Raw genomic sequence first — 24,722 nt, 5'->3', positions numbered from 1 at the left:
CTCTAATCATGGCTTTCCTCGCCGACCGTCTCGACCGTATCAAACCCTCACCCACGATCGCCGTGACCATGAAGGCGCGTGAGCTCAAGGCGCAGGGCCGCGACATCATCGGCCTCGGCGCCGGGGAGCCGGATTTCGATACGCCGGAGAACATCAAGCAGGCGGCGATCAAGGCGATCAATTCGGGTGACACGAAGTACACGAATGTCGACGGCACAGACGCGCTGAAGAAGGCAATCATCGCCAAGTTCAAGCGCGAGAACAATCTCGACTACAAGATCGACCAGATCACGGTGGGGACCGGCGGCAAGCAGGTGCTCTACAACGCGCTGGTCGCAACCGTGAACCCGGGCGATGAAGTGATCATCCCGGCGCCCTATTGGGTTTCCTATCCGGACATCGTGCATCTCGCGGAAGGCACGCCAGTCGCGGTCGAGTGCGGCCAGAACCATCAGTTCAAGCTGCAGCCGGAAATGCTCGAAGCCGCGATCACGCCCAAGACCAAGTGGCTGATCCTCAATTCGCCCAGCAACCCGACCGGTGCCGCCTATACCGCCAAGGAACTGAAGGCGCTCGCTGACGTGCTGTTGAAGCACCCGCATGTCTGGGTGCTGACCGACGACATGTACGAGCATCTCGTCTATGACAATTTCAAGTTCGCGACGATCGCCGAGGTCGAGCCGAAGCTCTATGACCGCACGCTGACCATGAACGGCGTCTCGAAGAGCTATTGCATGACCGGCTGGCGCATCGGCTATGCGGGCGGTCCGGCCAACCTCATCAAGGCGATTGCGAAGATCCAGTCGCAATCGACCTCGAACCCGTCATCCATCAGCCAGGCGGCGGCGGTCGAGGCGCTCAATGGCCCGCAGGATTTCATCGCCAAGCACAACGTGTCGTTCAAGGAACGCCGCGACATGGTGGTCGAGATGCTGAACAAGGCGCCGGGCCTCCACTGCCACAAGCCGGAAGGGGCGTTCTACGTTTATCCGTCCTGTGCCGGCGTCATCGGCAAGACGACGCCCGAGGGCAAGAAGATCGCGACCGACGACGATTTCGTGACCTATCTGCTGGAAGCCGAAGGTGTGGCGGCGGTGCAGGGGTCGGCCTTCGGCCTTTCCCCCCATTTCCGCATCTCCTACGCCACCTCGACCGAGGCCCTCAAAGATGCCTGCACGCGCATCATCCGCGCCTGCGAGAAATTGAAGTAAGCACGCCAAAGTCCGGCCGGTGATCGACTCCGTCGATTACCGGCTGCGACAATTTTCACGTCCCGGCGGGCCGACATCTCTTGCGATTGTCATGGTTTAGGCTCAAGTTTAGAGCCGAAGTAACCAATTAGGGTGGCAATCATGGATATCGATATCGGCATCTCCAAGAAAGACCGCAAAGCCATCGCCGATGGCCTGTCGCGCCTCCTCGCCGACACTTACACGCTCTATCTGAAGACCCACAATTTCCATTGGAACGTTGAAGGCCCGATGTTCAACACCCTGCATCTCATGTTCGAGACGCAGTACACGGAACTGGCCTTGGCGGTCGATCTGGTTGCCGAACGTATCCGCGCCCTCGGCTATCCGGCGCCGGGCTCCTACGCCGCTTATTCCAAGCTTTCCTCGATCAAGGAAGAACAGGGCGTGCCTTCCGCCGAGGACATGATCAAGCAATTGGTGGCGGGCCAGGAATCGGTGGTGAAGACCGCGCGCTCGGTCTTCCCGGCGGCGGACAAGGCGGGCGACGAGCCGACGGCCGACCTCCTCACCCAACGGATGCAGATCCACGAAAAGAATGCCTGGATGCTGCGCGCGCTCCTCAGCAAGTAAGCGCGTAATTTCAATTGGTTAGAGCGGCGCGGGGATCATCTTCCCCGCGCCGTTTCTATTCCGGGCCGAAAGGGCTGTAATCTATCCGGCGGAGCCGACGTATCACTCGCTAGAGAAGCGATGGAGACGAGTATGTGGATTGCCAAGAAGCGCGGCTGGGAAATTGCGGCATCGGCCCTGACGCCCGAAAGCGTCTTTCGCAACCGGCGCCGGTTCCTCGCGGGTGCCGCCGGTGCCATCTTCGCCCCGGCCCTGCTTGCCTGCGAGAAGAAGGCGGCGGCCGAAGGCGATGCGACGCCCGATCCCTCGGCCGGCCTCTATCCGGTGCAGCGCAATCCCAAATACACGCTCGACCGCGACCTGACGGCCGAAGCGGATGCGACCACCTACAACAATTACTATGAATTCGGCACGTCGAAGAATATCTGGGAGGCAGCGCAGGCGCTGCCGATCCGGCCCTGGACCATCACCGTCGATGGGATGGTGGCAAAGCCGCAGACCTTCGATATCGACGCGCTGCTGAGGGCGATGCCGCTCGAGGAACGCACCTATCGCCATCGTTGCGTCGAAGCCTGGTCCATGGCGGTGCCGTGGAGCGGCTTTCCCTTGAGCGCCCTGGTGAAGATGGTGGAGCCGCAGGCGGGCGCCAAATTCCTGCGCTTCGAGACCTTCATGAATGCCGACGTCGCGCCGGGCCAATCCGACCCGCTTTACCCCTGGCCCTATATCGAGGGTCTCACGATCGAAGAGGCGACGAACGATCTTGCCTTCGTCGCGACCGGCATCTACGGGAAGCCGCTTCCCAAGCAGAGCGGCGCTCCCTTCCGCTTGGCGTTGCCGTGGAAATACGGTTTCAAATCGGCCAAGGGCATCCAGCGCATCACCTTCACCGATGAGCAGCCGATGGGCCTGTGGCAGGCGCTGCAGGGCAGCGAATACGGCTTCTACGCCAACGTGAATCCCGCCTTCCCGCACCCACGCTGGAGCCAGGATTCCGAGCGCGTGCTGGGCTCGGGCGACCGCGTGCCGACGCAAATCTTCAACGGCTATGGCGATTTCGTCGCCAGCCTCTATCCCGATCTCAATGACCGGACCTATTTCTACTGAGCGGCGGCTGCTTCGGCAGCCGCTGTCCCCGTAAGCCAAGCGCCGTGAACATCGCCCATATAGGTCACGGAGCAAGCTTCCCCGGCGAAGAAAAGACGCTCATCGATAGGGATCGCAAGCTCGGCGCGTGCGTCGGCATGGCCGATCCGCGCCGCGGCATAGCAGCCGCGGATGAAAGGGTCATGATCCCAATCGGCGATCACCTGTTGGGGTGAAACCCATTTCTTGATCCCGCTGCCAAACATGTCGGCCAAACGGGCGAGCGCATAATCCGTCATGGCAGCGGCGCCTTCTGCGGCCAATTCCTTGGCGAAGGGTCCGTTGATGAGACAGGTCGCAATCTCGGCTTCGCTTTCACGCAGGACGAACTCGACGGCTTCGTGGGCGCCACGCAGGGGTAAAACCAGGCTCGCCGGACAATCCCCGAAGACCGGCACGGTGAAGCGCAATGCGACCTTGTTGCAGGACCCCAGCGGCAGGTCGTCTATGGCGCGCTGCTTCCAATCGGGCAGGGAAGGGTGGAAATCGATGCCCTCCCGCAGGACGGCAGTCGATATCGCCAGAATGATCCGATCGGCGTCTATCGTACCGACCGGCGTCGTGATGCGGATATTCCGCCCGGACCAGTCGACGCGGCTGACCGGTGTCGCCGTGCGGATGTTGAGGCCGTCGGCGAGCTTGGCGAGTAGGGTCCCAAATCCACCGGTGACGGGCAGATCGTCGCCTTTCCAAACATAGCGGGCAAAATCGCGGCTTGAGGATTCCTCGACCGTGACGCCTTGTTTGGCGCGCAGTTCCGCCAGGAACGCGTCGTGCCAGGGCGATGTCGGGTCCGGGAACAGGTCCTTGATCGCGACGTCTCCGGCAAAGGCCGCGATCCGGTCGAAGGCCGCCTCAAGATAGTTTTCGCATGCCGTCTGATCGGCATCAGTCAACCAGCTGCCGTCGCGATGATATCTGCCGCGCAGCGCCTCGGCCGCATAGCGAACGCCAAGACGGTCCGCCAAGGGGACGAGCGGATTGAAGGCCGGCGAATGAAACCAATGTGCGCCGAGATCGACCGGCGAACCGAAGGTCGCCCGGTCGGTGACGCAGCGCCCGCCGGTGAACGCCTTTGCCTCAACCAGAACATAGGGACGTTCCAATTCCTGAAGGCGCCGGGCGGCGGCGATTCCGGCAGCACCGGCGCCAATGATGACGATCGGATTCACAACTGACCTGCAAGCACTGCGACGTCAGCATGGGAAGCGTTGCGATTGAGCAGCAGAATCCGTTGACCCGGGGCATGACGCTGCAGGACGTCAATCGTCTCGGCGACCGGCACGGGGCTCAGGGGCGATTCATTGATGATGATGGCATGGGGTGCCAGCCTGTGGAGCTTCATGGCGGCAAGCGCCGACAGCGTGTGGCTGATCGTTCCCAGATAGGAACCGGCCACCAGCAGGATCGGGAGGCCGAGATCCCGCATCCAATCCATGACGGTATGACTATCGTCGATCGGCACGAAGACGCCACCGACACCTTCGATGATGAGCCGGCCATCCTCCGGCATCATGCCGGCGACGGACCGGCACGTCGCGACCAGTTTGTCATAAGGGATGGTTTTGCCCTCACGCGCTGCCGCCATGTCGGGCGAGAGGGGGGCGGCAAAACGCCAGGGCGAGATGAGATTGAGCCCACCCGCATCCGTCGGCGCATCCATCGCGAGGAGCAACTGCCCGGCATCGCTGGCACCGATGGCGTTAGGGTCGAAGCCGCTCATCACAGGCTTCAGCGCCGCGACAGGACGCTGTTCCCGGCGCCAATGGTGCAGCAAGTTAGCGCTGACATAGGTCTTGCCGATATCGGTGCCGGTCGCAGTGACGAAATAGCCAGTCATCTTGCATTCTTGTTCGCTTGTTCAACTTGCCTCGGGTGGGCCGCCCTTGCTTGACACCCCGGGGCGGCGAGCTTAGCGTCCGCCCCGATTAAGGTTAAGCGGGAAAGGTTGAGACACCCATGGACAATCCAGGCGGCCGCGGTATCGGCAATCAAGACCTGCGCCATGATTGGTCGGTCGAGGAAGTGGAAGCGCTGTTCGCGCTGCCGTTCAACGATCTCATTTTCCGCGCCCAAAGCGTGCACCGGCAGCGCTTCGATGCCAATGAAGTGCAGATGTCGACCTTGCTTTCCATCAAGACCGGCGGGTGTGCCGAGGATTGCGCCTATTGTCCGCAGGCCGCACAGTACCAGACCGGCGTCGAAGCCGATAAGCTGATGCAGGTCGACAAGGTGATCGCCGCCGCGAAGGCCGCGAAGGATGGCGGTGCTTCGCGCTATTGCATGGGTGCCGCGTGGCGGGAGCTCAAGGACCGCGATGTCGATGCGATCTGCGACATCGTCAAGGGCGTCAAGGATCTGGGACTCGAGACCTGCATGACGCTCGGCATGTTGACCGAGCCGCAAGCGGGCCGTCTCGCCGATGCTGGGCTCGACTATTACAACCACAATATCGATACCTCGCCCGAATATTATGGCGACATCATCACGACGCGCACCATGCAGGACCGGTTCGATACATTGCAGCATGTGCGCGATGCCGGCATGAAGGTTTGCTGCGGCGGCATCGTCGGCCTCGGTGAAGGCCGGCGCGACCGCGCCGCCATGCTGGTGACGCTTGCCAACATGGAACAGCATCCGGAATCGGTGCCGATCAACATGCTGGTCCAGGTGAAGGGGACGCCGCTTCATGGAACGGACAAGCTAGAACCGCTGGAATTCGTCCGCACGATTGCGGTAGCGCGGATCGTGATGCCGGCCTCGATGGTGCGCCTCTCCGCCGGGCGTGAGACCATGAGTGACGAGATTCAGGCTCTGGCCTTTCTGGCCGGTGCCAATTCGATCTTCTGCGGGCCGAAGCTCCTCACCACCGCCAACCCGACACATCCCAAGGATGAGGCGCTGTTCGACAAGCTGGGCCTGAAGCCCATGCCGCCGCACACGCATCATGCCTGATCCATTGCAGCCCGATTGGCTGCAGATTGGGGCAAAGCATCTGTGGCTTCCCTATGCGCAGATGCAGACCGCGCCGCTGCCGCTGCCGGTCGTTCGGTCGGAAGGGGTGCGTCTCCATCTTGCCGACGGAACAAGCCTCATCGACGGTATCGCTTCCTGGTGGACCCAGGCGCACGGCTACAATCATCCGCATATCCGCGACTGTGTTGCGGCACAGCTTGAAAAACTGCCGCATGTGATGCTGGGGGGACTGGCCAACGAGCCGGCGATGCGCCTTGCCGCGCGCCTTGCCAAAATGACGCCGGGCGATCTCGACCACATCTTCTTTTCGGAATCCGGCTCGGTCTCGGTCGAGGTCGCGATGAAGATGGCGATCCAGTATTGGATCAATCGCGGCAAGACCGGACGCACGCGTTTCGTCAGTTTTCGTCACGGCTATCATGGCGACACGATGGCCTGCATGTCGGTCTGCGATCCGGACGAAGGCATGCATGGTCATTTCAAGGGCTATCTGCCGGAGCAGATCGTCGTCGACCTGCCGCGTGACGCAGCCGGCGAAGTGGCCTTCGACGCGCTATTCGCCGCGCGCGGGCATGAAATTGCCGGCGTCATTCTTGAGCCGCTGGTGCAGGGTGCCGGCGGCATGAAATTCCACGATGCCTCGGTCCTGCGCTATCTGCGGCAGGCAACCGACCGGCACGGGCATCTGCTGATCCTGGATGAGATCATGACCGGCTTTGGCCGGTTGGGCACGATGTTTGCCGGCGAGCAGGCGGAGATCGTTCCGGACATCATGACCGTGTCGAAGGCGCTTTCCGGTGGAACGCTGCCGCTCGCAGCGACGATCGCGCGTCGGCACGTGTTCGACGCCTTTCTCTCGGACCGGCACGAAACGGCGCTGATGCACGGCCCGACCTATATGGGCAACCCGCTGGCCTGTGCCGCCGCCAATGCATCGCTCGATTTGTTCGAGCGCGAGCCGCGCCTTCAGCAGGTGGCAGCGATTGAACGGCAGATGCGTGCCGAGCTTGAGCCCTGCCGCGGCCTCAAAGGTGTCGTCGACGTGCGTGTCAAAGGCGCGATCGGCGTCGTTGAGCTTGACCGGGCCGGTGAGGGGGCGTGGCTCAGGCCGCATTTCCTGAAGCGTGGCGTTTGGATCCGACCCTTCGGCAACATTGTCTATCTGGCGCCGCCCTTCGTGATCAATGAGCAGGATTTACACCAGCTCACCAGCGCCATCACGGATGTGATGGCGCTGTGGTCGCGCGAGCGGGCTTAGGGGCGTCGGCGTTCAGTTCAAGGTGTTGCTGTCCGGTACCGCCACTTTCGGCGGCTGGCCTGTTTGGCTCTCGAGCTTGCTGCCCAGGAGATCGCGCGATTCGATGGCAGCAAGTCGGCTCGTCCAATTGCAGAAGGCAGAGCCGTCGCCGTTGAACGAACAGCTTACCACCGTTCCGCTTGGCAGCTTGCAGGAAAGCCCACCGGCTTCCGGCCGCGAAAGGGTGCCACCCATTCTTTGGCAGTTCGACACGAACTGCGCTGAACTCAGATTCACGATTGCGATGCCTGCCTTGGCTGCCGGTGCGGTGCCGAGTGCGATGCCCAGCACGAGTCCGAACTTGAGAATGTTGCCAAGGGTGAAGCGTGTTCCGTTCGACATGTGGCGCGTCCTCTGTTGGTCCACAAGCGGGGATATGGAGCGCCAGCGCCAATTGCGAGAGGAAGTGCGCAGACCAGTGACTGGCCGCACACATTTCAGCCCGGGTCGGTAGCATTTTCGGCAAATGCCGGGGCACTCGCGCGGCTTCAGGAACGGGGTGTGCGTATCTGTACGAGGCCAAGTTTTGCCAGCCAGACGAGGCCGCGTTCGATACGGTCGCGACGGGAATCGGGCGCGTCGGCCAGCAGGTCGCCGACACTCATGGGGCCACGGCGTTGCAAGTCAGCAAGGATCCGTGCGCAGTCATCCAGTTCAGGTACCACCGGTTTCACAAACGAGATCAGCGGCGACTGCAACAGGGTTTGGAGTCGCGCGCCGTCAGCGCCGGGGGTTGCCGCAATGACATGTTGCTCGCTCAGGATTTCGCTGGGATAGCTCGTAAAGCTGACGAAGGGATCCAATCGCGCCGGATTGGCAGCTTCACCGGCCTGGCGCGCGGCGCTTTCATCCGCCGCTTTGCGCAATTCGGCCAGCTCCGTCCACAGCGCCTGATAGCGTTGGACGACGACGCGCCAATCGAAAGTGTCGACGGCACGGGCACGCGCCGCCGCCCCCATCTTGCGCCGCAGGTCCCCGTCTTCAATCAGTTTCAGATAGGTCTTCGCGACGGCATTGGGATCGATGGCGACGAACTGGCTGGAGAACCCGCAATAGAGATCGTAGGTGTCGATCCCGGCCGCATGCCGGTCGGCAAGATCGGCGCCAAGACCGGCGCGCGGCATCAACGTCGGCACGCGGAAGCCGTCAATGCCGTCGCGGACCGTGTCCTTGTAGCCGTTCCAGTCGCTGACCACGCCGGGAAGACCGGCCGCCATCGCTTCGATGGGGGTGAGGCCGAACGTTTCCTGGAAATTGTCGGAGAGCGAGGTGAAGAGATCGGCGGCGGCCCAGGCCTGGTTGCGCAGATCGCTCTTGCGGCCGTCGAGGAAATGGGCGCGCACGCTGGGGCAGAATTGCGCGGCCCCGCTGCGGAAGGCGTTGTCGATGAAATCGTTGGCGAACCAGCCGGCCTGGATGAGGTGAATTTTCCGCGACCCGCTTTTGGCCAGGGCCTGGGCGGCGCGTTCGAGGCCCAGATACATGGGCAAGGGATGCGCCTTGGCGTGGAAGGACAGGCGACCGACGAAAAGGATGGCGACGTCATCGGCACCCAGCCCCAGTGCGGCACGCGCTGCTGCGCGCTTGGCCTCATCCGGTGCAAACGCTTCGGTATCGACGCCAAGAGGTATGATCGGGAGTTGCGGCCGGGTAAAGCGCGTGGCACCGAGGCGGGTCCGCAGATAGTCGGCCTGCTCATTGAGCACCAAGTCGATCGTGTCCCGCACGACCGACGACGTACAGATGAGGGCGTCCCAATTCTGTACCGGCGCCGAGAGCAGCCCGGTGATCCAATCCATCGCGCCGGCCGACGCGGTTGTGTGCGTGATACCTGTGATCGAATAAAGGCGCTGCCCGACGGCGCGGCGGCGCCACGCGGCAGCGGCCAGACTCGGGTCCGGCAGATAGAGTGTGCCCGGACCTTTGGGCGAGGCGGCATCGCGCTCATCGAGCCAACGCACAGGCCGCTTATTGCCGAAGCTGCCGACCAGGCGCTGGAAATGCCCGCCGAACTCTTTCGTCGCCGCATAGCAATAAAGCGTGTCGACCCCGCTCCAGCGCAGAAAGCCTTTCAGGAACCCTTCGCCGGCGGCGTGCCGCCCCATCAGCTTCTGCCGGCTCGTGTCATAGCCTTCGGGCTGATAGAAGATGGCGGCGTTGGCCGGGGTTTTCGCGGTGGCGTCGTTCATGCGGCGGAGCATAGCGAGGCCCTGCCGGGAGGCCAAAAGATATTATTTCTGTATCTATCCCCCGGGGACTTGGCGCTGTCACAGGAAGAATGCCATGATCCGCCCCTTCAGACTCGAGGGATGATCATGGGGCGGAGTGCCCGGAACAAGGTCAAGCGCCACAAGCGCATCTTGGAGGCGCTACAAATCAACGCCGCCGTGCGGGTGCGCGAACTGGCCGAGGAATTGGGTGTTTCCGGCGAAACCATCCGCCGCGACCTTGCCGAGCTTGGCAATGAGGGCGCCGTCAGCCGAACCTTCGGCGGCGCCGTGGCGAAGCCCGTTCTTCATGAACCCAATTGGCGCGACCGTCACAATGCGTTCCGTGCCGAACGCCACGCCATCGCCGAACATGCTGCAAAGCTGGTGGCACCGGGCGATGTACTCATTCTCGAGACGGGCTCGACCGTGATGCATCTGGCCGAGGCGCTGGCCAGCGGTGCGCGGGACCTGTCCGTCATCACCAGCAGCCTGGAAGTGGCTCTGGTGCTGGCGCGAAACAACGCCATCCAGGTGCATATGTGCCCGGGCATTCTCGATGCGCGCGAAGGCAGCGTCGTGGGGACCGAGGCGGAAGACTTTCTCGAGCGCTACAACGCAACCACGGCCTTTGTGGGCTCGACCGGTATCACCAGCGCGGGCCTGCAGGAGAGTCATACCGGCATCGCCGCCGTGAAATGCACCATGCTGTCGCGGGCCAAGAAGCGCGTCGTCCTGCTCGATCACAGCAAGTTCGATCAGACCAGCCTGGTCACGGCCTGTCCGCTGACCGATTTCGACATCATGATCAGCGACCGTCCCCCGGAAGGGGATCTGGCTATCGCACTCGAACAGGCCGGCGTCCATCTCATTTCCTGATCCGAACTGAGCCAGCTTGGCCGGGACGGACGGCGGCCTTTCCGCCCATTCCGATCCTCCACCTTCGAGATGCCAGTGCTTGGTTTCCGGCATTCTCCGGCTCACCATTTGACGCTGATCCCGGCGCGCAGCATGTGATCGGTTTCGGAGGCGTGTTCGGCACGGTAGCCGACAGTGGCGCTGACACCGTTCATGAATTCGAAATCCATGCCGGCGCCGAGTATGACGGCCCCCGAATGGTCGTCCTGCAAGGCGATCGCGAAATCGGTGCCGTTGGCGAAGCTGCCGGGCACATCGTCACCGAAATTCATCTGTCCCAGGGCGCCCAATTGCAGATAGGGGATGAGGGTGACGTCCTCGAAGGGCAAAGTGCGCGCGACATCCAGCTGCGCCTGCAGGCGCAAAGCGTCGCTTGTCTGGCGGCCGAACGAGACATTGCCCTCGCCGGCACCCTTCTCCTGATAACCGTTGACTGATTGATGCTGATAGAGCGCGCCGGCGCTGGGCGTCAATCGCCAGCCGCCGGGAAAGTCGAGCTTCATCCCCGCCTGCACGCCGCCGCCAGCCAGCCAGCCATCGGTCTCGGCGCGAGCCGTATCGGTGCCGCCATTGGTCGAGACTTCGCGAGAGATGTCGAACTGCTGCAGGCCGGCATTGAGAAAGCCACTCATGAAGAAGCTGCCGGCTTCGTAATTGCCATAGATGGCGAGAAGCTCCTCATCGGCATCGGTCCTTGCACCACCCTCGCCGGGTTTGGCCATCGTGTTGCCGTAACCCAGGGCACCGCCAAGGGTGAAACCGTCCGCAATGTCGATATCGCCACCAAGGGCGGTACCGGCGGTGCGGTACTCAAAGGGGAGATTGCCGTCATCAGCGCTTTCGCTGCCGAAGCGGCCGTAGGCATTGCCCCAGAGGCGGCGACCGCCCTCGACTGCGCAGGTATTGTCAAGGCAAGCGCTGCGATGTTCGATCTGTTGTCCGGCGACGGTGGAAAGGAAGTCCAGGCCCGATTCCAGAGTGGCGTAGTTGCTGGCGACCAGTGGTGTCCCGTCGACGGCGAGGAGCGTGATGTCATTGGTATTCTGCAGCAGCGTCGCCGCACCGTTGCCTTCGTACTTGGGCGCCGCCAGGCTTCCTGTGATCGACGTGTCCGAATGGATGATCGTGCCATTGGCACCGCCGGCGCCACCAAGCGCTTTCACATTGAGTGCCGGGCTGTTCGTCAGCGTGACATTGCCGGTGGCGGTGAGCAAATCGACGCCGTTTTCGTCGAACTCGGCTTCGAAGCCGCCACCGTTCTGTGTGACCGCACCGACGATTGTCAGGGTGCCCACTGAATTGCCGGGGGCGATCTTGCCGGCGCTGGTGACGTTGCCGACGATCCTGCCATTGCCGCCGAGGGCAGCGATATCGTCCACATTGACGATTGGGGTCGTGATGGTTCCGTTGACCGATAGCAGTCCTGAATAGAGATTGGCGGCAGTGGCAAACGCACTGTTCCCTGCAAGCGTCCAATGCTCGACCGCGTTGAAGGAAACAGGATAGCCCACCATCAGATATTCGAAGTTCAGGAAATCGGCATCCTCCGTGCCGGAGCCACCAAGTTGCAGACTGTCAGATCCCGCGCCGCCATCGACATCGCCGACAATCTGAGATCCGGTCTTGAGGCTGAGAACATCATCTCCTCCGCCCAATTTGATCGCCACGGCATTCTTGCTGATGATCGTGCCGCTGTTGGTGACGATGGCGACTCCATTCGAGTCGACGATTGCCGAATCGACCGAATCTATCAGCCCATAATTGGTGATGGAGTTCTGCGTGGAGCCACTGCCTATGGAAATGCCGCGCGTATTGCTGCCCGTGGTCTGGATGACAGCGTCCTTGCCGATCGTGACGCCGTTGCTGCTGGCGCCCAGGATGGAAATGCCGTTGCCTGTCGCGCTGTCGACCTGGATGCGGCTGTGGTCATTGAGCAAGAGCTCGTTGGCGTCGCCTTCGATTGCAACACCCACGGCGTTGCCGTTGGCTGTGATCGACCCATCGTCATTGATATTGACGACGCCATAATTGCCCTTCAACCAAATGCCTGCGGCATCCGCACCATTGGCTGAGATATGGCCTTGATCATTGATATCGATTTGCGTTCGCTCGCCGGAGGTGAGGATGCCGGCCGCCGCGGCGCCGTTGGCGGAGATGCTGGACTTGTCCCTCAGCGCTATCTTGGCATCGTCTACGCTATTGACCAGAACCCCGACCGTATTCGTGCCATTGGTAAGGACATGGGCTTGGTCTTTCATGGTGACTTGCCCGTTTGCCCCCTGCAGGCGAATGCCGGTCGTGTTGTTGTGCAAGGCCTGCACTAACGCGCCATTTTTCAGGATGACATTGGTGTATTGCCCATTCGAGCCGATGGCATTGAAGGGGCCGGATCCATCCGTGACCGAGCCGTTGACGACGATGTCGACATTGTCGCCACCTATATTGATGCCCCAAAACGGACCCGTTACGCTGGCGCCTTTCAGCACCTTGATGAAGAGGCCGTCGTAGTTTGAACTGAAGGCATCCGTATCGCTGCCCGTGCAAATGACGACCTGTCCATTCGTCGTCGGCGTCGTGCAATCGGCGCGAGCCGACCCTGCTGGAAGAGCGGCTATCAGGGCCACGAGCCCCGCCGCAGAGACAAACGTCAAGGGCGATCGCGAGTGCAATCGCAAGCGCAACGATTGGCGTGAGCGCCATGCGGGACCGCAAACATCCATGAAGAAGGCTCCTTGACTCGACCTCGCGGCCGGATGGATAGGGGCCTTTGCTTACTGACTTAGTGTGGAGCATGCAACATAAAATGTGTGTAAATCAACACTATAGATACTGTATCTAGTCCATTTTCTGCAGTATTCGGGATTAATGGTGTAGAAATGGATTTATTATGTGGTAAGTCCACATAATATACTGGCGCATCGAGGCCGAACTGAAGAATGAGCCGACGGCACATTCTTCAGGCAAAGCTGGCGGGATGGTTTGGGTTCAGGCGTCTCCAGTTCCGCGCATGCCGCGCATTGGATTGGGAGCGCTTTACGCGACGAGCAGTCTCTTTGCCAGCCAGCGATGAAAGCAATGCGTGGGACCGTCCATGGCCGGCGAGAAGACGCCGCCATCATAGGCGGGCGATTGCCGCCCGCGCTGCATGCGCTCGACGACATCGACGTCTTCGGCGAAGACGGTCTTCCAGGCCTGGAGATTCGCGGCCTTGGTCGCATCGTAGGTGGTGTCGACCGAGCCATCTCCGACGTAATAGATCTCCAGATGCTCACGTGTTTGGCCGAGCGAGATCGGCTCCAGGCGGATCGCAAAGTAGTGATCGCGATGGATACCCAACAGAACATTGGGGAAGAGCGAGGCATATTCCGCGGCCTTGTCCCACTTCGCGGGCAGATCGGGGAATTGCGGCAGGCCCGGCCCGTCCTTCACCAGCAATGGCGTGTAGGCGTGGCTGCCTTGGCCGGAGAAATGATCTTCGACTTCGATATTGTAATGGTCCTCGAGCCGCGAATAGGAGTTGAGGCCGGGATGGATCGAGGGCAGGTGGTAGGCCTCGCAATAATTCTCGACCGCGAGCTTCCAGTTGCAATTGACGTCGAGCTTCAGGCTGCCGACGGCGCCGGGATGGCGAATGCGGCTCATGTCGAAATCGCCCCAGCGCTCGGTGAGCGGCTTGATGAAGGTCTCGAACGGTTCGGCGTCACCGCTCAGATTGACGAAGACCATGTCCCAGAAGAGCGCAAAGCGAACCGGTTTCAACCCATGTTCGCTCTTGTCGAAGCCCGGCGTTTCGCTGGTCTTCGGGCCGCCGATATGCGGCGTCGCGATGAGCTTGCCGTCAAGGTCATAGAGCCAGGCGTGATAGGGGCAACGCAGGCGCTTGGCCACGTTGCAGGGTTCGGTCAGGATCTGCGCACCGCGATGCGAGCAGACATTGTGAAAGACGCCGATCGACCCATCGGGACGGCGCACCATCAGCAGCGGCAGGCCCAGGACATCGGTCGGAAAGGCATCGCCGGGCTCCCGCACGTCACGCCCGAAACCGACGCAGAACCAGGTTTTGGCGATGACCCGGTCGCGTTCGAAGGTACGGAAGGCCTCACTCACATAGGCTTCGTTGGGGAGGCCGCGGGCGGTTTCGATCGGCTGCAGCACGCGCGCAATGGCGGCCGGATCGAAGGGCAGGCGGCTGGCAATGCTGGCGCTTTCCACGACAAAGGCTCCCGGTGATTGTCTGCCCGCTTTGATGACGCCGCCGCCGGGGATTGTAAATCCGGCACTGCGTGATCATGGCATGACATGGGCTCATGTCGCGGCCACCGCCATGCGCGGGCTTTATGCAAGGGCAAGGCTGAAGTATAGAGGATTGAGTTTCTGCTCATGGAATTGGCAAATGGCTCGTCCCACGCTGCGTCGCTCATTACCGCCCCTCAATTCCCTCGTCGCCTTCGAGGCGGCCGGCCGCCTGGAGAGCTTCACCGCTGCCGGCCGGGAACTGGGCCTCACCCAGGCCGCGATTAGTCGGCAGATCCAACAATTGGAAGGCGATCTCGGGGTGCTGCTTTTTTCGCGGTCGCGGCGCGGCATGCGCCTGACGCCGGAAGGGGACATTCTCTACCGTGCCGTGACGTCGGGCCTCACATCGATTGCGGATACCGCCTCGACCTTGCGCCAGCAGCAGGGGCGCCGCAGTGTGACCCTCGGTGCCAGCCTGGGATTCTCGACCTTCTGGGTCATGCCGCGCCTGCCGGCTTTCCGTTCGGCCAATCCCAGTATCGATCTCCGGCTCATTTCCTCCGATGCCTTGGGCGATCTCGCCGAGGAGCGGATCGACATGGCGATCCGTTATGGTGACGGCCATTGGCCGGCCCTCAATGCCACGCGCATGTTCGGCGGCGAGATGTTTCCGGTGGTTAGCCCGGCGCTGCTCAAGGGCAAGAAACTGCCGCTGAGTGCCGAGGATTTCCGGTCGATCCCGCTCCTCGAATATGAATCGGCCGATCCACGCTGGCTCTCCTGGGAAGATTGGGCGCAGAGCCTGCCCGACCGGCCGAAGCTCCCCTCGGCACGGATTCGCTTCAACTCCTATCCGTTGCTGATCCAGGCGGCGATTGCCGGTGAGGGCATGGGCCTCGGCTGGCGCTATTTCGTTGACGAGTTTCTGCATGACAAGCGCCTCGTTCGTCCGGTTGACGAGGTGATGGTGACGGACTTCGCTTTCCATCTGGTCGAACCCATCGGTGCCCGGCCGCGCACAGCGACGACTCTGCTCAGGAAGTGGCTGCTCGATTGCGCCCGCGAAAGCGAGGCAACACCTTTGCCCTGAAGGGATCCGTCGGTTTTCCGTCAAAGGTCGACGTGTAGTCGCGCATAGGATTTCGCAGGTGCAGCGAAAATGTGTCATAACTAATTGAAAAATAACAATTCTAATTCATGCTATTGTATTGACGATTTTTCATCATCTGCTGTCGATATTTGACAATGATGCAAAACCGGCTGGGATAGCCTTGCTGGCATTGTTCAGCTTGCGAGGCTTTCCTCATGATCCCGGCCTTTGTTCCATTGAAGATCCTGCGTTACGGCTTCCGCAAGAAATACCCGGCCGAGCGCTTCATCCCGAAGCAGCAGGACCTCAAGAAATCCTATGACGTGGTGATCATCGGCGGTGGCGGCCATGCGCTCGCTTGCGCCTACTACCTCGCCCACACCCACGGCATCACCAATGTCTGCATCCTGGAGCGGGGCTATCTCGCCGGCGGCAACACGGCGCGCAACACGGCGATCATTCGTTCCAATTATCTGACGCCGGAAGGTGTGCGCTTCTACGAGCAGTCGCTGAAGCTCTATCGCGATTTTTCGCAGGACCTCGATTTCAACATCCTCTATTCCGAGCGCGGGCATTTCACGCTCGCCCATACCGATGCCGCCATGCGCACCAGCCGCTGGCGTGCCGAGGTGAACAAGCAATTGGGCGTCAATTCCGAACTCATCTACCCGGACGAGATCGCCAAGCTCTGCCCGCATCTCAACATGTCGGACCATGTGCGCTACCCGATCATGGGGGCGCTCTATCACCCGCCGGGATCGATCGCGCGGCACGATGCGGTGGCCTGGGCCTATGCGCGGGGGGCTGCCAAATATGGCGTCGAGATTCACCAGCAGACGCCGGTGACGGGCCTCATCGTCGAAAACGGCACCATCAAGGGGGTCGAGACGCCGCGTGGCACCGTCTATGCCAACCGGGTGATGCAGGCCGTGGCCGGCAACACTTCGGTCGTTGCCAAGATGGCCGGCTTCAAACTGCCGATCCGCACCATTCCGCTGCAGGCCTGTGTCAGCGTGCCGCTCAAACCCTTCCTCGACCAGATCATCGTGTCGGGCTCGCTCCACGTCTATGTCAGCCAAAGCTCGCGCGGCGAATTGGTAATGGGTGGCTCGACGGATCCCTATGGCCTCTACGGCACCCGCTCGACGCTCGATTTCAAGGAAGGATTGCTCGGCCACATGCTGGAGCTTCTCCCCATGCTGGGCGAGGTGAAGGTGATGCGGCAATGGGCCGGCATGACGGACATGACGCCGGACTTCAGCCCGGTCATGGGGCTGACGCCGGTGAAGAACTATTACATCGACAGTGGCTGGGGCACCTGGGGCTTCAAGGCGACACCGGTCTGCGGCATGACCATGGCCCATACCATCGCCAACGATTCACCCCACGACCTCATCAAGCCGTTCTATCTGGACCGTTTCGTCGACTACCAGCAGGTCGGCGAAAAAGGTGCGGCTTCGGTCGGTCACTGAAGGGCAAGGGAGAGACGCTATGAAAGTCATGAACTGCCCCTTGAACGGCCCGCGCAACATCAGCGAATTCGCCTGGGGCGGCGAAGTGAAGCCGATGCCCGACCCCGCCAATGTCAGCGACAAGGAATGGGCCGAGTGGCTGTTCCTGGAAGCCAATGAAGCCGGCATCGTGCGCGAATGGTGGTGCCACGTGCCGACCTCCTTTTGGTTCATCGCCGAGCGCAACAACATCACGGATGAGATCATCAGGACCTATCCGGCGACGGAATTGTTCAACACCCGCGTCGAGTTCGCGCCCAAAGTTGCGGAGAAGAAGTAAATGAGCGGACAAAATCGCCTGCCCGCACCCTTTGGGCGCCTGCTCGATCGCAGCGAAAGCGTCACCTTCGATTTCGAGGGACGCACCATCACCGGCTTCAAGGGCGACACGATCGCCTCGGCTCTTTGTGCCAACGATCAGTGGATGATTTCGCGCTCGTTCAAATATCACCGTCCGCGCGGTGTATTGACGATGGCGGGGCAGGATGCCAACACGCTGGTGCAGCTGCCGCAGGAACCCAATTGCCTGGCCGACAAATACCCGGCGCAGAATGGGCTCACCGTCAAGGCACAGAACTATTTCGGTTCCTTCGACAGCGACATGGCGCGCGTCGTCGAAATGGTACATCGCTTCCTGCCCGTCGGCTTCTATTACAAGACCTTTCACGAGAAGAAGCAGTCCTGGTCGTTCTGGGAACCGATCGTCCGTGCCATGACGGGCCTGGGCGCCATCGATCCCAAGGCCGACTTCCATGAAAGCTATTACGACAAGCAATATCTCTTTGCCGATGTCGCCGTGATCGGCGCAGGACCGGCGGGCCTTGCCGCGGCGCAAGCTGCGGCCGAGGCCGGTGCCGAGGTGATCCTCATCGAAGAGAATGCAAGTCTCGGCGGCTCACTCTCCTACGCGCGCTTCGATGCGGCGGGTGCTCAGGGCGAACGGCTGCTGGCGGACTATCAGCGCCTTCTTTCCGGCGCCAAGGGCGTCAGCCTGATGACCGGCACCATCTGCTCCGGCCTCTTCTCGGACAATTGGATTCCGCTCATCAAGGGCAACCGCTTCTACAAGCTGCGCGCCAAGTCGATCGTGGTCGCGACCGGGTCGATCGAGCAGCCTTCGGTCTTCCGCAATAACGATCTGCCCGGCGTGATGATGGCATCCGCCGCGCAGCGGTTGATCCGCCTCTATGGCGTGCGGCCCGGCCGCCAGGCCGTGATCCTCGCCGCCAACGACGATGCCTATGGCGCGGCCCTCGACCTCGTCGACGCCGGCGTCAAGGTGGCGGCCATTGCCGATCTCCGCGCCGATATTCCGGCGACGCCTCTGGTTGCCGCTGTGCGTGCGCTGGGGGTCGAGATTCATGCCGGTCACGGTATTGCCGAGGCTCTCTATGCCAGCAAGACGCATATTTCGGGCGCCGTCCTGGCACCGGTCGTGGGCGAAGGCAAGTTGGGGGTGGGCGGCAAGTCGGTTGCTTGCGATCTCATCCTGATGTCGGTGGGTTTCAGCCCGGCCGGGCAGTTGCTGCATCATGCCGGCACCAAGTTCGGCTATTGTCGCCAGTCGCACATGTTCCAGCCGGTCGATCTGCCGGCCAAGGTCCATGCCGCAGGCTCGGTCAACAATGTCTATGATCTTCAGGCGGTCATCGCCGACGGCAAGCGCGCCGGTCTCGCCGCTGCCAAGGATGCGGGGCTCAACGTAGCATCCGTGCCGGCGCCCATCGCCGAAAAGGGCAATGTCGGTCGCACGCATCCCTGGCCCATTTTCCCGCACGATCGCGGCTTCGATTTCGTCGATTTCGACGAGGACCTCAAATATCACGACCTCGTCAACGGCATTGCCGACGGCTACGACAACGTCGAATTGCTGAAGCGCTATTCGACCGTCGGCATGGGACCGAGCCAAGGGCGCCATTCCGCCGTGACCTCGGTGCGCATCGTGTCGCGTGAAACCGGCGTCGATATCGCCGGCATGAGCGTCACCACGCAGCGTCCGCCCTATACGCCGGAAAAATTCGGCCATCTCGCGGGTCGCGTGTTCGACCCGGAACGCCGCACGGCCATGCATCACCGGCACCTGGAACTGGGCGCGCAGATGATGCCGGCCGGTGTCTGGTGGCGCCCGGGCTATTACGGTGCCAAATCGGACCGCACGACGGCCATTGAAGCGGAAGTGAAAGCCGTGCGCGAGAATGTCGGCCTCATCGACGTCTCGACCCTGGGCGGCCTCGACGTGCGCGGGCCGGATGCCGCCGAATTCCTCAACCGCATGTACACGTTCAGCTACACCAAGCAGCCGGTCGGCCGCTCGCGCTATGTGCTGATGACAGATAATTCCGGCGTCATCACCGATGACGGCGTCGCCTGCCGGTTTCATGACGAGCATTTCTACGTGACGGCGACCACCAGCGGCGTAGATGCGGTCTATCGCCAGATGCTGTTCTGGAATGCGCAATGGCGGCTCGACGTCGATGTCGCCAATGTCACGGCGGCCCTCTGCGGTGTCAACATTGCCGGTCCGAAATCGCGTGCCGTCCTGCAGAAGGTCTGCACCGATATCGACCTGTCGCCCGAAGGTTTCCCTTATATGGGCGTCAAGATGGGGACGGTGGCCGGCATCCCCGCGCGCCTGATGCGCGTCGGCTTCGTCGGCGAGCTGGGTTACGAAATCCACGTGCCGGCGAGCTATGGTGAGGCGCTTTGGGATGCGTTGATGGAAGCCGGCAAACCGGAAGGCATTCGCCCCTTCGGTGTCGAGGCACAGCGCGTGCTGCGTCTCGAAAAGGGCCACATTATCGTCAGCCAGGATACGGACGGCCTCACCAATGTGTGGGAAGCAGACATGCCCTGGGCGCTGGCCAAGACCAAGCCGTTCTTTGTCGGCGGCCGCTCGACTGAAATCATGTCGAAGATGAAGCTCAACCGCAAACTTGTGGGTTTCACGCTCAAGAATGGCGGCGACCCTTGCCCCGAGGAATGTCATCTGGTGCTGAAGGGCGAGGAAATCGTCGGCCGCGTCACCTCGGCGGTGAAATCGCCGAGCCTCGGCAAGGTCGTGGGCCTCGCTTACGTCCACGGCGACGATGCGGCACCCGGGACGGAATTCAGCATCAAGGTGCAGGGCGGTAGGCGCATCACCGGTGTCGTGACCAAGTACCCGTTCTATGATCCTGAGAACAAGCGGCAGGAGATGTGAGATGAACGCGATCAATCCGGCCGCCTGCAAGCGGCGCAGCTTCATCTACCGGGAACTCACCCGGCTCGGTGCCGAGTTCGGCGAAGTGAACGGCGGCGCGGTGCCGCTCAATTTCGGCAGCCCCCGCGCGGTCGAACTGGCGGCGGCGCGACGTCTCGCCTTGGCCGATCTGTCGGTCCTGCCGCATGCGGGTTTCAAGGGGAAGGGCACCGTCGAATGGCTGACCGCCCAAGGTCTTGCCATCGGTCCGGACAGCAACAAGGCTTACGCCCAGTCAGGCGGCGAACTCGCCGCGCGCCTGGCGCCGAGCGAGATCTTTCTCCTCGACAGTCTTGCCGGAACCGGCGCGCTTACGACCAAGCTCAATGGGGCCTGGCAATGGGCTGCAGCAGCGCCGCGGCCGAGCCAGGGTTATCCCTTGCCGCGCCAGGACAGCCATGCCTGGTTCATGCTGGCGGGTGAGTTCGCGCCGGACATGTTCTCCAAGATGTGCGGCGTCGATCTGCGCCGCGACCGCTTCGCCGACGGCGCCATCGCGCAGACCTCGGTTGCCAAGATGAGCGCCGTCATCATCCGCGCCGATCGCAAGGCTGCGGATGGCAGAGCCAACGCGGCCTATCACATTCTGTGCGACATCGCCTCGGCCGAATATCTGTGGTCGTGCCTGATGGATGCCGGCAAGGAATTCGACATTCGGCCGGTGGGTCTCACGGCCCTCCGTGATCTGGAGCAATGACGGAACGCGAAATCGCCGATTTCGCCGCCGCCCGCACCATCGGGTCGGCGCCGTTCCGGCTCGCCATCATCCTGGTGCCGGGCTTTGCACTCATGTCTTTCGCTTCGGTCATTGAACCGGCGCGCGCGGCCAACCGTATGTCCGGCCGCAAGCTCTATGAGTGGAAGCTGTTCGGCACCAGCCAGGGCGGCGTCGAATCGAACAGCGGCATCGAGGTGGCGAGCAACCCGGTCAGCGATCTCGATCCGGCGGACTATGACATGGCGATCGTCTGTGCCGCGAGCCATGCTGAAACGAAGCGTTTCATGGCGGTCGAAGCAACGATGCGCCGGCTGCACCGAGCGGGACTTGCCATCGCCGCCGTCTCGACCGGCAGCTTCGTGCTGGCCCGGGCAGGTCTCCTCGCCGGTCGGCGCTGCACCGTGCACTGGGACTATGCCGATTCGTTCCGCGAGGCATTCCCGGAGGTCGATCTGCTGAACGACCTCTTCGTCGTCGACGGCCGCATTCTCACCTGTGCCGGCGCCACGGCCGCCCTCGATATGATGCTGGAACTGATCCAGTGCCATCATGGGCGGGAACTGGCGCGCCAGATTGCCGACCAGTTCCTTCATGGCGGCATTCGCGGTGCGACGGAAGGCCAGCGCCAGGTTCTCCTCGGGGCGGCCGTGCGCAACACGGTGGTGCAGAAGGCCGTGCAGCGCATGGAGGCAACAGTCGAGGAACCCGTCTCACCGGCCCGCCTCGCCGACGAGTTGGGGGTCAGCCAGCGGCAGCTGGAGCGGCTGTCGAAGCGCTATCTGGGCTGCACGCCGGCCAAGTTTCATGCCCAGCTGCGGTTGCAGCGGGCGCGGCGCATGCTGCGCCAGACCGAGCTCAGCGTCGCCGAGATCGCCATCGCCTGCGGCTTCGTCTCCCTCTCGCATTTCGCCAAGGCCTATCGCCGCCAATTCGCCGTCAGCCCCCGCCAGGACCGCCAGGCGGCGTAGGTCCCCGCGACTTTAGGAGGCATGACGCGGCCGGGCCTGGGCGCTATGCTCCGGCATCGACCGTCGGAGTCGGTCCGGGGACAATTGGGCAGGATGGCATCATGGCGCGGGAGCGCGGCGAGCGGGAAGCGGGTGGCAAGCGCGGCGACAAGGCGGCGCGGCCGGAAACCGCGCGCCGGGGCAAATCGACCACCTCGATTCTGGGTGCGCCGGACAAGCTCACCCCCAAGCAGGCCAAGCAGGCCGCGTCCTTAAGCCAGGACCCGCATCATGTCAGCGGCAAGGGCCGGTCGCTCGAGGCCGCCATCGGGCGCGAGGTGCGCAATTTCCGCCACCAGCTCAACATGACCGTGGCTCAGCTTTCGCAGGCTTCCGGCATGTCGGCCGGCATGCTCTCCAAGATCGAGAACGGCCAGACCTCGCCGTCGCTGGCGACCCTCCACGAACTCTCCAAGGCGCTGCAGGTGCCTGTGACATCGTTTTTCCGGGGTTTCGAAGAGGAGCGGTCCGCCACTTTCGTGCAGGCGGGCCAAGGCTTGCCCATCGAGCGGCGCGGCACGCGCGCGGGGCACCAGTACCAGCTCCTCGGCCACGGCTTCAGCCGGGGGCTCGCGGTCGAACCCTATCTGGTGACGCTCACCGAGAATTCCGACGTCTTCCCCATCTTCCAGCATGACGGGGTCGAGTTTCTCTATATTCTGCAAGGCGAAGTCGGCTACCGGCACGGCGACAAGCTCTATCACATGAAGCCCGGCGACAGCCTCTATTTCGATTCCGACGTGCCGCATGGGCCAGAGCAGCTCATCAAGCTGCCGATCCGCTTCCTCTCCATCATCACCTATGCCCGGGACAATGAGTGATGGGTCGATCCGGCGCGTACCATGAATAGAGTTTCCTCACAGTAAAAAAAGTTTCATTATCCTTGACAGGGATATTGGGCGGGCTATCTTGGGTCCAGTGCGGCGGAAGGCCGCGTTTTTCCGGCCCCAAGGGAGATATGCGCCATGTGCGGTATCGTTGGCTTATTCCTCAAGAATCCGGCACTGAAGCCGGCGCTCGGGAAACATCTCGAGACCATGTTGATTGGCATGACCGACCGCGGTCCGGACAGCGCCGGCATCGCCGTCTATCACAGCCCGGTGAGCGGCAAGCGCAGCAAGATCACGCTTTTCAACGCCGATACGGCCTATCCCTGGCGCAAGCTCGCCGGTGACATGGGCGCGGCCCTCAATGTCGAGGTGGATGTCGAGCAGCGCGGCAATCACGCGCTGGTCACCGCCGACACGAACGAGGCTGATGTCGTTGCCTGGGTGAAGGCGGCCCATCCTGATGTGCGCATCATGGGCTACGGCAAACTGATGGAAGTCTATAAGGACATGGGCCTTCCGGCCGACGTCGCCAAGAAATACGGCCTTTCCCACATGCAGGGCAGCCACGCCATCGGCCATACCCGCATGGCCACCGAAAGCGCCGTGACGACCGAGCATTCGCATCCCTTCACGCCGGCCCCGGACATGTGCCTGGTCCATAACGGCTCGCTCTCGAACCACAACAATCTCAGGAAGTGGCTCCGCAAGCAGGGTCAGGAATTCGACACCGACAATGATTCGGAGGTGGCGGCGCGCTACTTCGCGCATCGCCTGGCCGAGGGTGCTACCTTGAAGGAAGCGCTCGAAGCGGGTCTCGCCGATCTCGACGGTTTCTTCACCTTCACGATGGGCACCAAGGACGGGTTTGCGGTCTTGCGCGACGGCATCGCCTGCAAGCCGGCGGTCCTCGCTGAGAATGACGATTGGGTGGCGATGGCCTCCGAATTCCGCAGCCTTGCCTATCTCCCCAATGTCGAGAAGGCGAAGATCTGGGAACCGGCCCCCGCCACGGTCTATAGCTGGAGCCTGCACTGATCATGAATGCCTTCGACCTTACCAAGACTTCGCTGCGCGACGTCAATTCCAAGCTGCAATCCCTGCCGGCCGACACCAATGAGAAGGTCTGGCACTTGAACAACCTGCACGGCGAACATGCCTGCGCCGTCGGTCTCACCCAGCCGATCGAGGTCCATATCAACGGCCATATCGGTTATTACGCTGCCGGCATGAACCAAAAGGCGACCGTCGTCATCCACGGCCAGTGCGGTGTCGGCGTGGCCGAGAACATGATGTCCGGCGAAGTCCGCGTCAAAGGAACGGCAAGCTCTGCGGCCGGTGCCACCGGCCAGGGCGGCCTCCTGGTGATCGAAGGCGATGCGGGTACGCGTTGCGGCATCTCGATGAAGGGCATCGACATCGTCGTCAAGGGTTCGGTCGGCGCCATGAGCGCCTTCATGGCCCAGAGCGGTTCACTCGTCGTTTGCGGCGATGCCGGCGCCAGCCTTGGCGATTCGATCTACGAGGCGCGGCTCTATGTCCAGGGGAAGGTCGAGAGCTTGGGTTCGGACTGCATCGAAAAGAAGATGACGCCGCACCATGTCGAAAAGCTCAGCCGGCTCTTGAAGAAGGCCGGCATCGACGCGGATCCGAAGAAGTTCAAGCGCTACGGCTCGAAGCGGAGCCTCTACAACTTCCATGTCGACAATGTCGATGCGTATTGAGAGG

The 24,722-nt window shown here is 62.1% G+C and carries 21 protein-coding genes; 15 read left to right on the top strand and 6 right to left on the bottom strand.

Annotated features, from left to right (window positions below):
* Nucleotides 1-8: 8 nt before the first annotated feature.
* The 3 genes from ACE3PP_RS19390 to msrP all read left to right on the top strand — a co-directional run bounded on the left by ACE3PP_RS19390 (nt 9) and on the right by msrP (nt 2,930).
* Nucleotides 9-1,211, top strand: a complete 1,203-nt coding sequence (locus ACE3PP_RS19390; RefSeq protein WP_374384930.1) for an aspartate transaminase — start codon at nt 9-11, stop codon at nt 1,209-1,211.
* 141 nt (nt 1,212-1,352) lie between these two features.
* Nucleotides 1,353-1,823 carry a Dps family protein gene (locus ACE3PP_RS19385; protein WP_374384929.1) on the top strand — a complete coding sequence of 157 codons (471 nt, stop codon included), beginning with the start codon at nt 1,353-1,355 and terminating at the stop codon, nt 1,821-1,823.
* A gap of 132 nt (nt 1,824-1,955) precedes the next feature.
* Complete coding sequence (msrP, locus tag ACE3PP_RS19380) at nt 1,956-2,930, top strand: protein-methionine-sulfoxide reductase catalytic subunit MsrP (protein WP_374384974.1); 975 nt, start codon at nt 1,956-1,958, stop codon at nt 2,928-2,930.
* Here the strand turns inward: msrP and ACE3PP_RS19375 are convergent.
* Nucleotides 2,924-4,141, bottom strand: coding sequence for a flavin monoamine oxidase family protein (locus tag ACE3PP_RS19375; RefSeq protein WP_374384928.1), 1,218 nt, complete (start codon nt 4,139-4,141; stop codon nt 2,924-2,926). The genes msrP and ACE3PP_RS19375 overlap by 7 nt on opposite strands.
* Nucleotides 4,138-4,809: a dethiobiotin synthase gene (bioD, locus tag ACE3PP_RS19370; protein ID WP_374384927.1), complete on the bottom strand. Its 672-nt coding sequence runs from the start codon at nt 4,807-4,809 to the stop codon at nt 4,138-4,140. Before bioD ends, ACE3PP_RS19375 begins: the two co-directional genes overlap by 4 nt.
* 119 nt (nt 4,810-4,928) lie before the next feature.
* Between bioD and bioB the strand changes: the two genes are divergently transcribed.
* Together bioB and ACE3PP_RS19360 are read left to right on the top strand one after the other, a co-directional pair.
* Nucleotides 4,929-5,924 carry a biotin synthase BioB gene (gene bioB / locus ACE3PP_RS19365; protein WP_374384926.1) on the top strand — a complete coding sequence of 332 codons (996 nt, stop codon included), beginning with the start codon at nt 4,929-4,931 and terminating at the stop codon, nt 5,922-5,924.
* Nucleotides 5,917-7,203 (top strand): adenosylmethionine--8-amino-7-oxononanoate transaminase, encoded by a 1,287-nt coding sequence (locus ACE3PP_RS19360; RefSeq protein ID WP_374384925.1) that lies wholly within the window; start codon nt 5,917-5,919, stop codon nt 7,201-7,203. The genes bioB and ACE3PP_RS19360 overlap by 8 nt, the downstream gene beginning before the upstream one ends.
* A 12-nt stretch (nt 7,204-7,215) precedes the next feature.
* On the opposite strand, the gene ACE3PP_RS19355 is transcribed toward ACE3PP_RS19360, so the two are convergent.
* Complete coding sequence (locus tag ACE3PP_RS19355) at nt 7,216-7,584, bottom strand: hypothetical protein (RefSeq protein WP_374384924.1); 369 nt, start codon at nt 7,582-7,584, stop codon at nt 7,216-7,218.
* 146 nt (nt 7,585-7,730) lie between these two features.
* A complete protein-coding gene (locus ACE3PP_RS19350) occupies nt 7,731-9,431 on the bottom strand; it encodes a glycosyltransferase family 4 protein (protein ID WP_374384923.1) in 1,701 nt (566 codons plus the stop codon).
* Between the two features lie 126 nt (nt 9,432-9,557).
* On the opposite strand from ACE3PP_RS19350, the gene ACE3PP_RS19345 reads away from it, so the two are divergent.
* Entirely contained in the window at nt 9,558-10,328 is a 771-nt protein-coding gene (locus ACE3PP_RS19345) for a DeoR/GlpR family DNA-binding transcription regulator (RefSeq protein WP_374384922.1), read from the top strand.
* A gap of 101 nt (nt 10,329-10,429) precedes the next feature.
* Here ACE3PP_RS19345 and ACE3PP_RS19340 read toward each other — a convergent pair whose 3' ends face one another.
* Both ACE3PP_RS19340 and ACE3PP_RS19335 read right to left on the bottom strand, forming a co-directional pair.
* Nucleotides 10,430-12,991, bottom strand: coding sequence for an autotransporter domain-containing protein (locus tag ACE3PP_RS19340; protein WP_374384921.1), 2,562 nt, complete (start codon nt 12,989-12,991; stop codon nt 10,430-10,432).
* Nucleotides 12,992-13,400: 409 nt separating this feature from the next.
* A complete protein-coding gene (locus tag ACE3PP_RS19335) occupies nt 13,401-14,579 on the bottom strand; it encodes an aromatic ring-hydroxylating dioxygenase subunit alpha (protein WP_374384920.1) in 1,179 nt (392 codons plus the stop codon).
* Nucleotides 14,580-14,760: 181 nt separating this feature from the next.
* Here ACE3PP_RS19335 and ACE3PP_RS19330 point away from each other — a divergent pair, with 181 nt between their 5' ends.
* From ACE3PP_RS19330 to ACE3PP_RS19290, 9 genes are all read left to right on the top strand, one after another.
* A complete protein-coding gene (locus ACE3PP_RS19330) occupies nt 14,761-15,693 on the top strand; it encodes a LysR substrate-binding domain-containing protein (protein WP_374384919.1) in 933 nt (310 codons plus the stop codon).
* Nucleotides 15,694-15,908: 215 nt separating this feature from the next.
* Nucleotides 15,909-17,165 carry an FAD-dependent oxidoreductase gene (locus ACE3PP_RS19325; RefSeq protein WP_374384918.1) on the top strand — a complete coding sequence of 419 codons (1,257 nt, stop codon included), beginning with the start codon at nt 15,909-15,911 and terminating at the stop codon, nt 17,163-17,165.
* 19 nt (nt 17,166-17,184) lie between these two features.
* Nucleotides 17,185-17,484 carry a sarcosine oxidase subunit delta gene (locus ACE3PP_RS19320; RefSeq protein ID WP_374384917.1) on the top strand — a complete coding sequence of 100 codons (300 nt, stop codon included), beginning with the start codon at nt 17,185-17,187 and terminating at the stop codon, nt 17,482-17,484.
* Nucleotides 17,485-20,403, top strand: coding sequence for a 2Fe-2S iron-sulfur cluster-binding protein (locus ACE3PP_RS19315; RefSeq protein ID WP_374384916.1), 2,919 nt, complete (start codon nt 17,485-17,487; stop codon nt 20,401-20,403).
* A gap of 1 nt (nt 20,404) precedes the next feature.
* Nucleotides 20,405-21,139 carry a hypothetical protein gene (locus ACE3PP_RS19310; protein ID WP_374384915.1) on the top strand — a complete coding sequence of 245 codons (735 nt, stop codon included), beginning with the start codon at nt 20,405-20,407 and terminating at the stop codon, nt 21,137-21,139.
* The gene (locus ACE3PP_RS19305) at nt 21,136-22,128 is read left to right on the top strand and encodes a GlxA family transcriptional regulator (protein ID WP_374384914.1); all 993 of its coding nucleotides are present in this window, start codon (nt 21,136-21,138) and stop codon (nt 22,126-22,128) included. Before ACE3PP_RS19310 ends, ACE3PP_RS19305 begins: the two co-directional genes overlap by 4 nt.
* Nucleotides 22,129-22,229: 101 nt before the next feature.
* Nucleotides 22,230-22,988 (top strand): helix-turn-helix domain-containing protein, encoded by a 759-nt coding sequence (locus ACE3PP_RS19300; protein ID WP_374384913.1) that lies wholly within the window; start codon nt 22,230-22,232, stop codon nt 22,986-22,988.
* A gap of 144 nt (nt 22,989-23,132) precedes the next feature.
* Nucleotides 23,133-24,032, top strand: coding sequence for a glutamine amidotransferase family protein (locus ACE3PP_RS19295; protein WP_374384912.1), 900 nt, complete (start codon nt 23,133-23,135; stop codon nt 24,030-24,032).
* A gap of 2 nt (nt 24,033-24,034) precedes the next feature.
* Nucleotides 24,035-24,718, top strand: coding sequence for a protein glxC (locus ACE3PP_RS19290; RefSeq protein ID WP_374384911.1), 684 nt, complete (start codon nt 24,035-24,037; stop codon nt 24,716-24,718).
* Nucleotides 24,719-24,722: the final 4 nt, after the last annotated feature.

Source organism: Dongia sp., assembly GCF_041910485.1.
In the GTDB taxonomy this organism is placed as follows: domain Bacteria; phylum Pseudomonadota; class Alphaproteobacteria; order Dongiales; family Dongiaceae; genus Dongia.
Note: the sequence above shows the minus strand (reverse complement) of the source record. Positions and strands in the feature narration are given on the sequence as shown.

Coding starts and splice junctions, on each gene's coding strand:
- ACE3PP_RS19390 (WP_374384930.1), top strand. CDS start 9: ATGGCTTTCCTCGCCGACCGTCTCGACCGTATCAAACCCTCACCCACG.
- ACE3PP_RS19385 (WP_374384929.1), top strand. CDS start 1,353: ATGGATATCGATATCGGCATCTCCAAGAAAGACCGCAAAGCCATCGCC.
- msrP (WP_374384974.1), top strand. CDS start 1,956: ATGTGGATTGCCAAGAAGCGCGGCTGGGAAATTGCGGCATCGGCCCTG.
- bioD (WP_374384927.1), bottom strand. CDS start 4,809: ATGACTGGCTATTTCGTCACTGCGACCGGCACCGATATCGGCAAGACC.
- bioB (WP_374384926.1), top strand. CDS start 4,929: ATGGACAATCCAGGCGGCCGCGGTATCGGCAATCAAGACCTGCGCCAT.
- ACE3PP_RS19360 (WP_374384925.1), top strand. CDS start 5,917: ATGCCTGATCCATTGCAGCCCGATTGGCTGCAGATTGGGGCAAAGCAT.
- ACE3PP_RS19355 (WP_374384924.1), bottom strand. CDS start 7,584: ATGTCGAACGGAACACGCTTCACCCTTGGCAACATTCTCAAGTTCGGA.
- ACE3PP_RS19350 (WP_374384923.1), bottom strand. CDS start 9,431: ATGAACGACGCCACCGCGAAAACCCCGGCCAACGCCGCCATCTTCTAT.
- ACE3PP_RS19345 (WP_374384922.1), top strand. CDS start 9,558: ATGGGGCGGAGTGCCCGGAACAAGGTCAAGCGCCACAAGCGCATCTTG.
- ACE3PP_RS19330 (WP_374384919.1), top strand. CDS start 14,761: ATGGCTCGTCCCACGCTGCGTCGCTCATTACCGCCCCTCAATTCCCTC.
- ACE3PP_RS19325 (WP_374384918.1), top strand. CDS start 15,909: ATGATCCCGGCCTTTGTTCCATTGAAGATCCTGCGTTACGGCTTCCGC.
- ACE3PP_RS19320 (WP_374384917.1), top strand. CDS start 17,185: ATGAAAGTCATGAACTGCCCCTTGAACGGCCCGCGCAACATCAGCGAA.
- ACE3PP_RS19315 (WP_374384916.1), top strand. CDS start 17,485: ATGAGCGGACAAAATCGCCTGCCCGCACCCTTTGGGCGCCTGCTCGAT.
- ACE3PP_RS19310 (WP_374384915.1), top strand. CDS start 20,405: ATGAACGCGATCAATCCGGCCGCCTGCAAGCGGCGCAGCTTCATCTAC.
- ACE3PP_RS19305 (WP_374384914.1), top strand. CDS start 21,136: ATGACGGAACGCGAAATCGCCGATTTCGCCGCCGCCCGCACCATCGGG.
- ACE3PP_RS19300 (WP_374384913.1), top strand. CDS start 22,230: ATGGCGCGGGAGCGCGGCGAGCGGGAAGCGGGTGGCAAGCGCGGCGAC.
- ACE3PP_RS19295 (WP_374384912.1), top strand. CDS start 23,133: ATGTGCGGTATCGTTGGCTTATTCCTCAAGAATCCGGCACTGAAGCCG.
- ACE3PP_RS19290 (WP_374384911.1), top strand. CDS start 24,035: ATGAATGCCTTCGACCTTACCAAGACTTCGCTGCGCGACGTCAATTCC.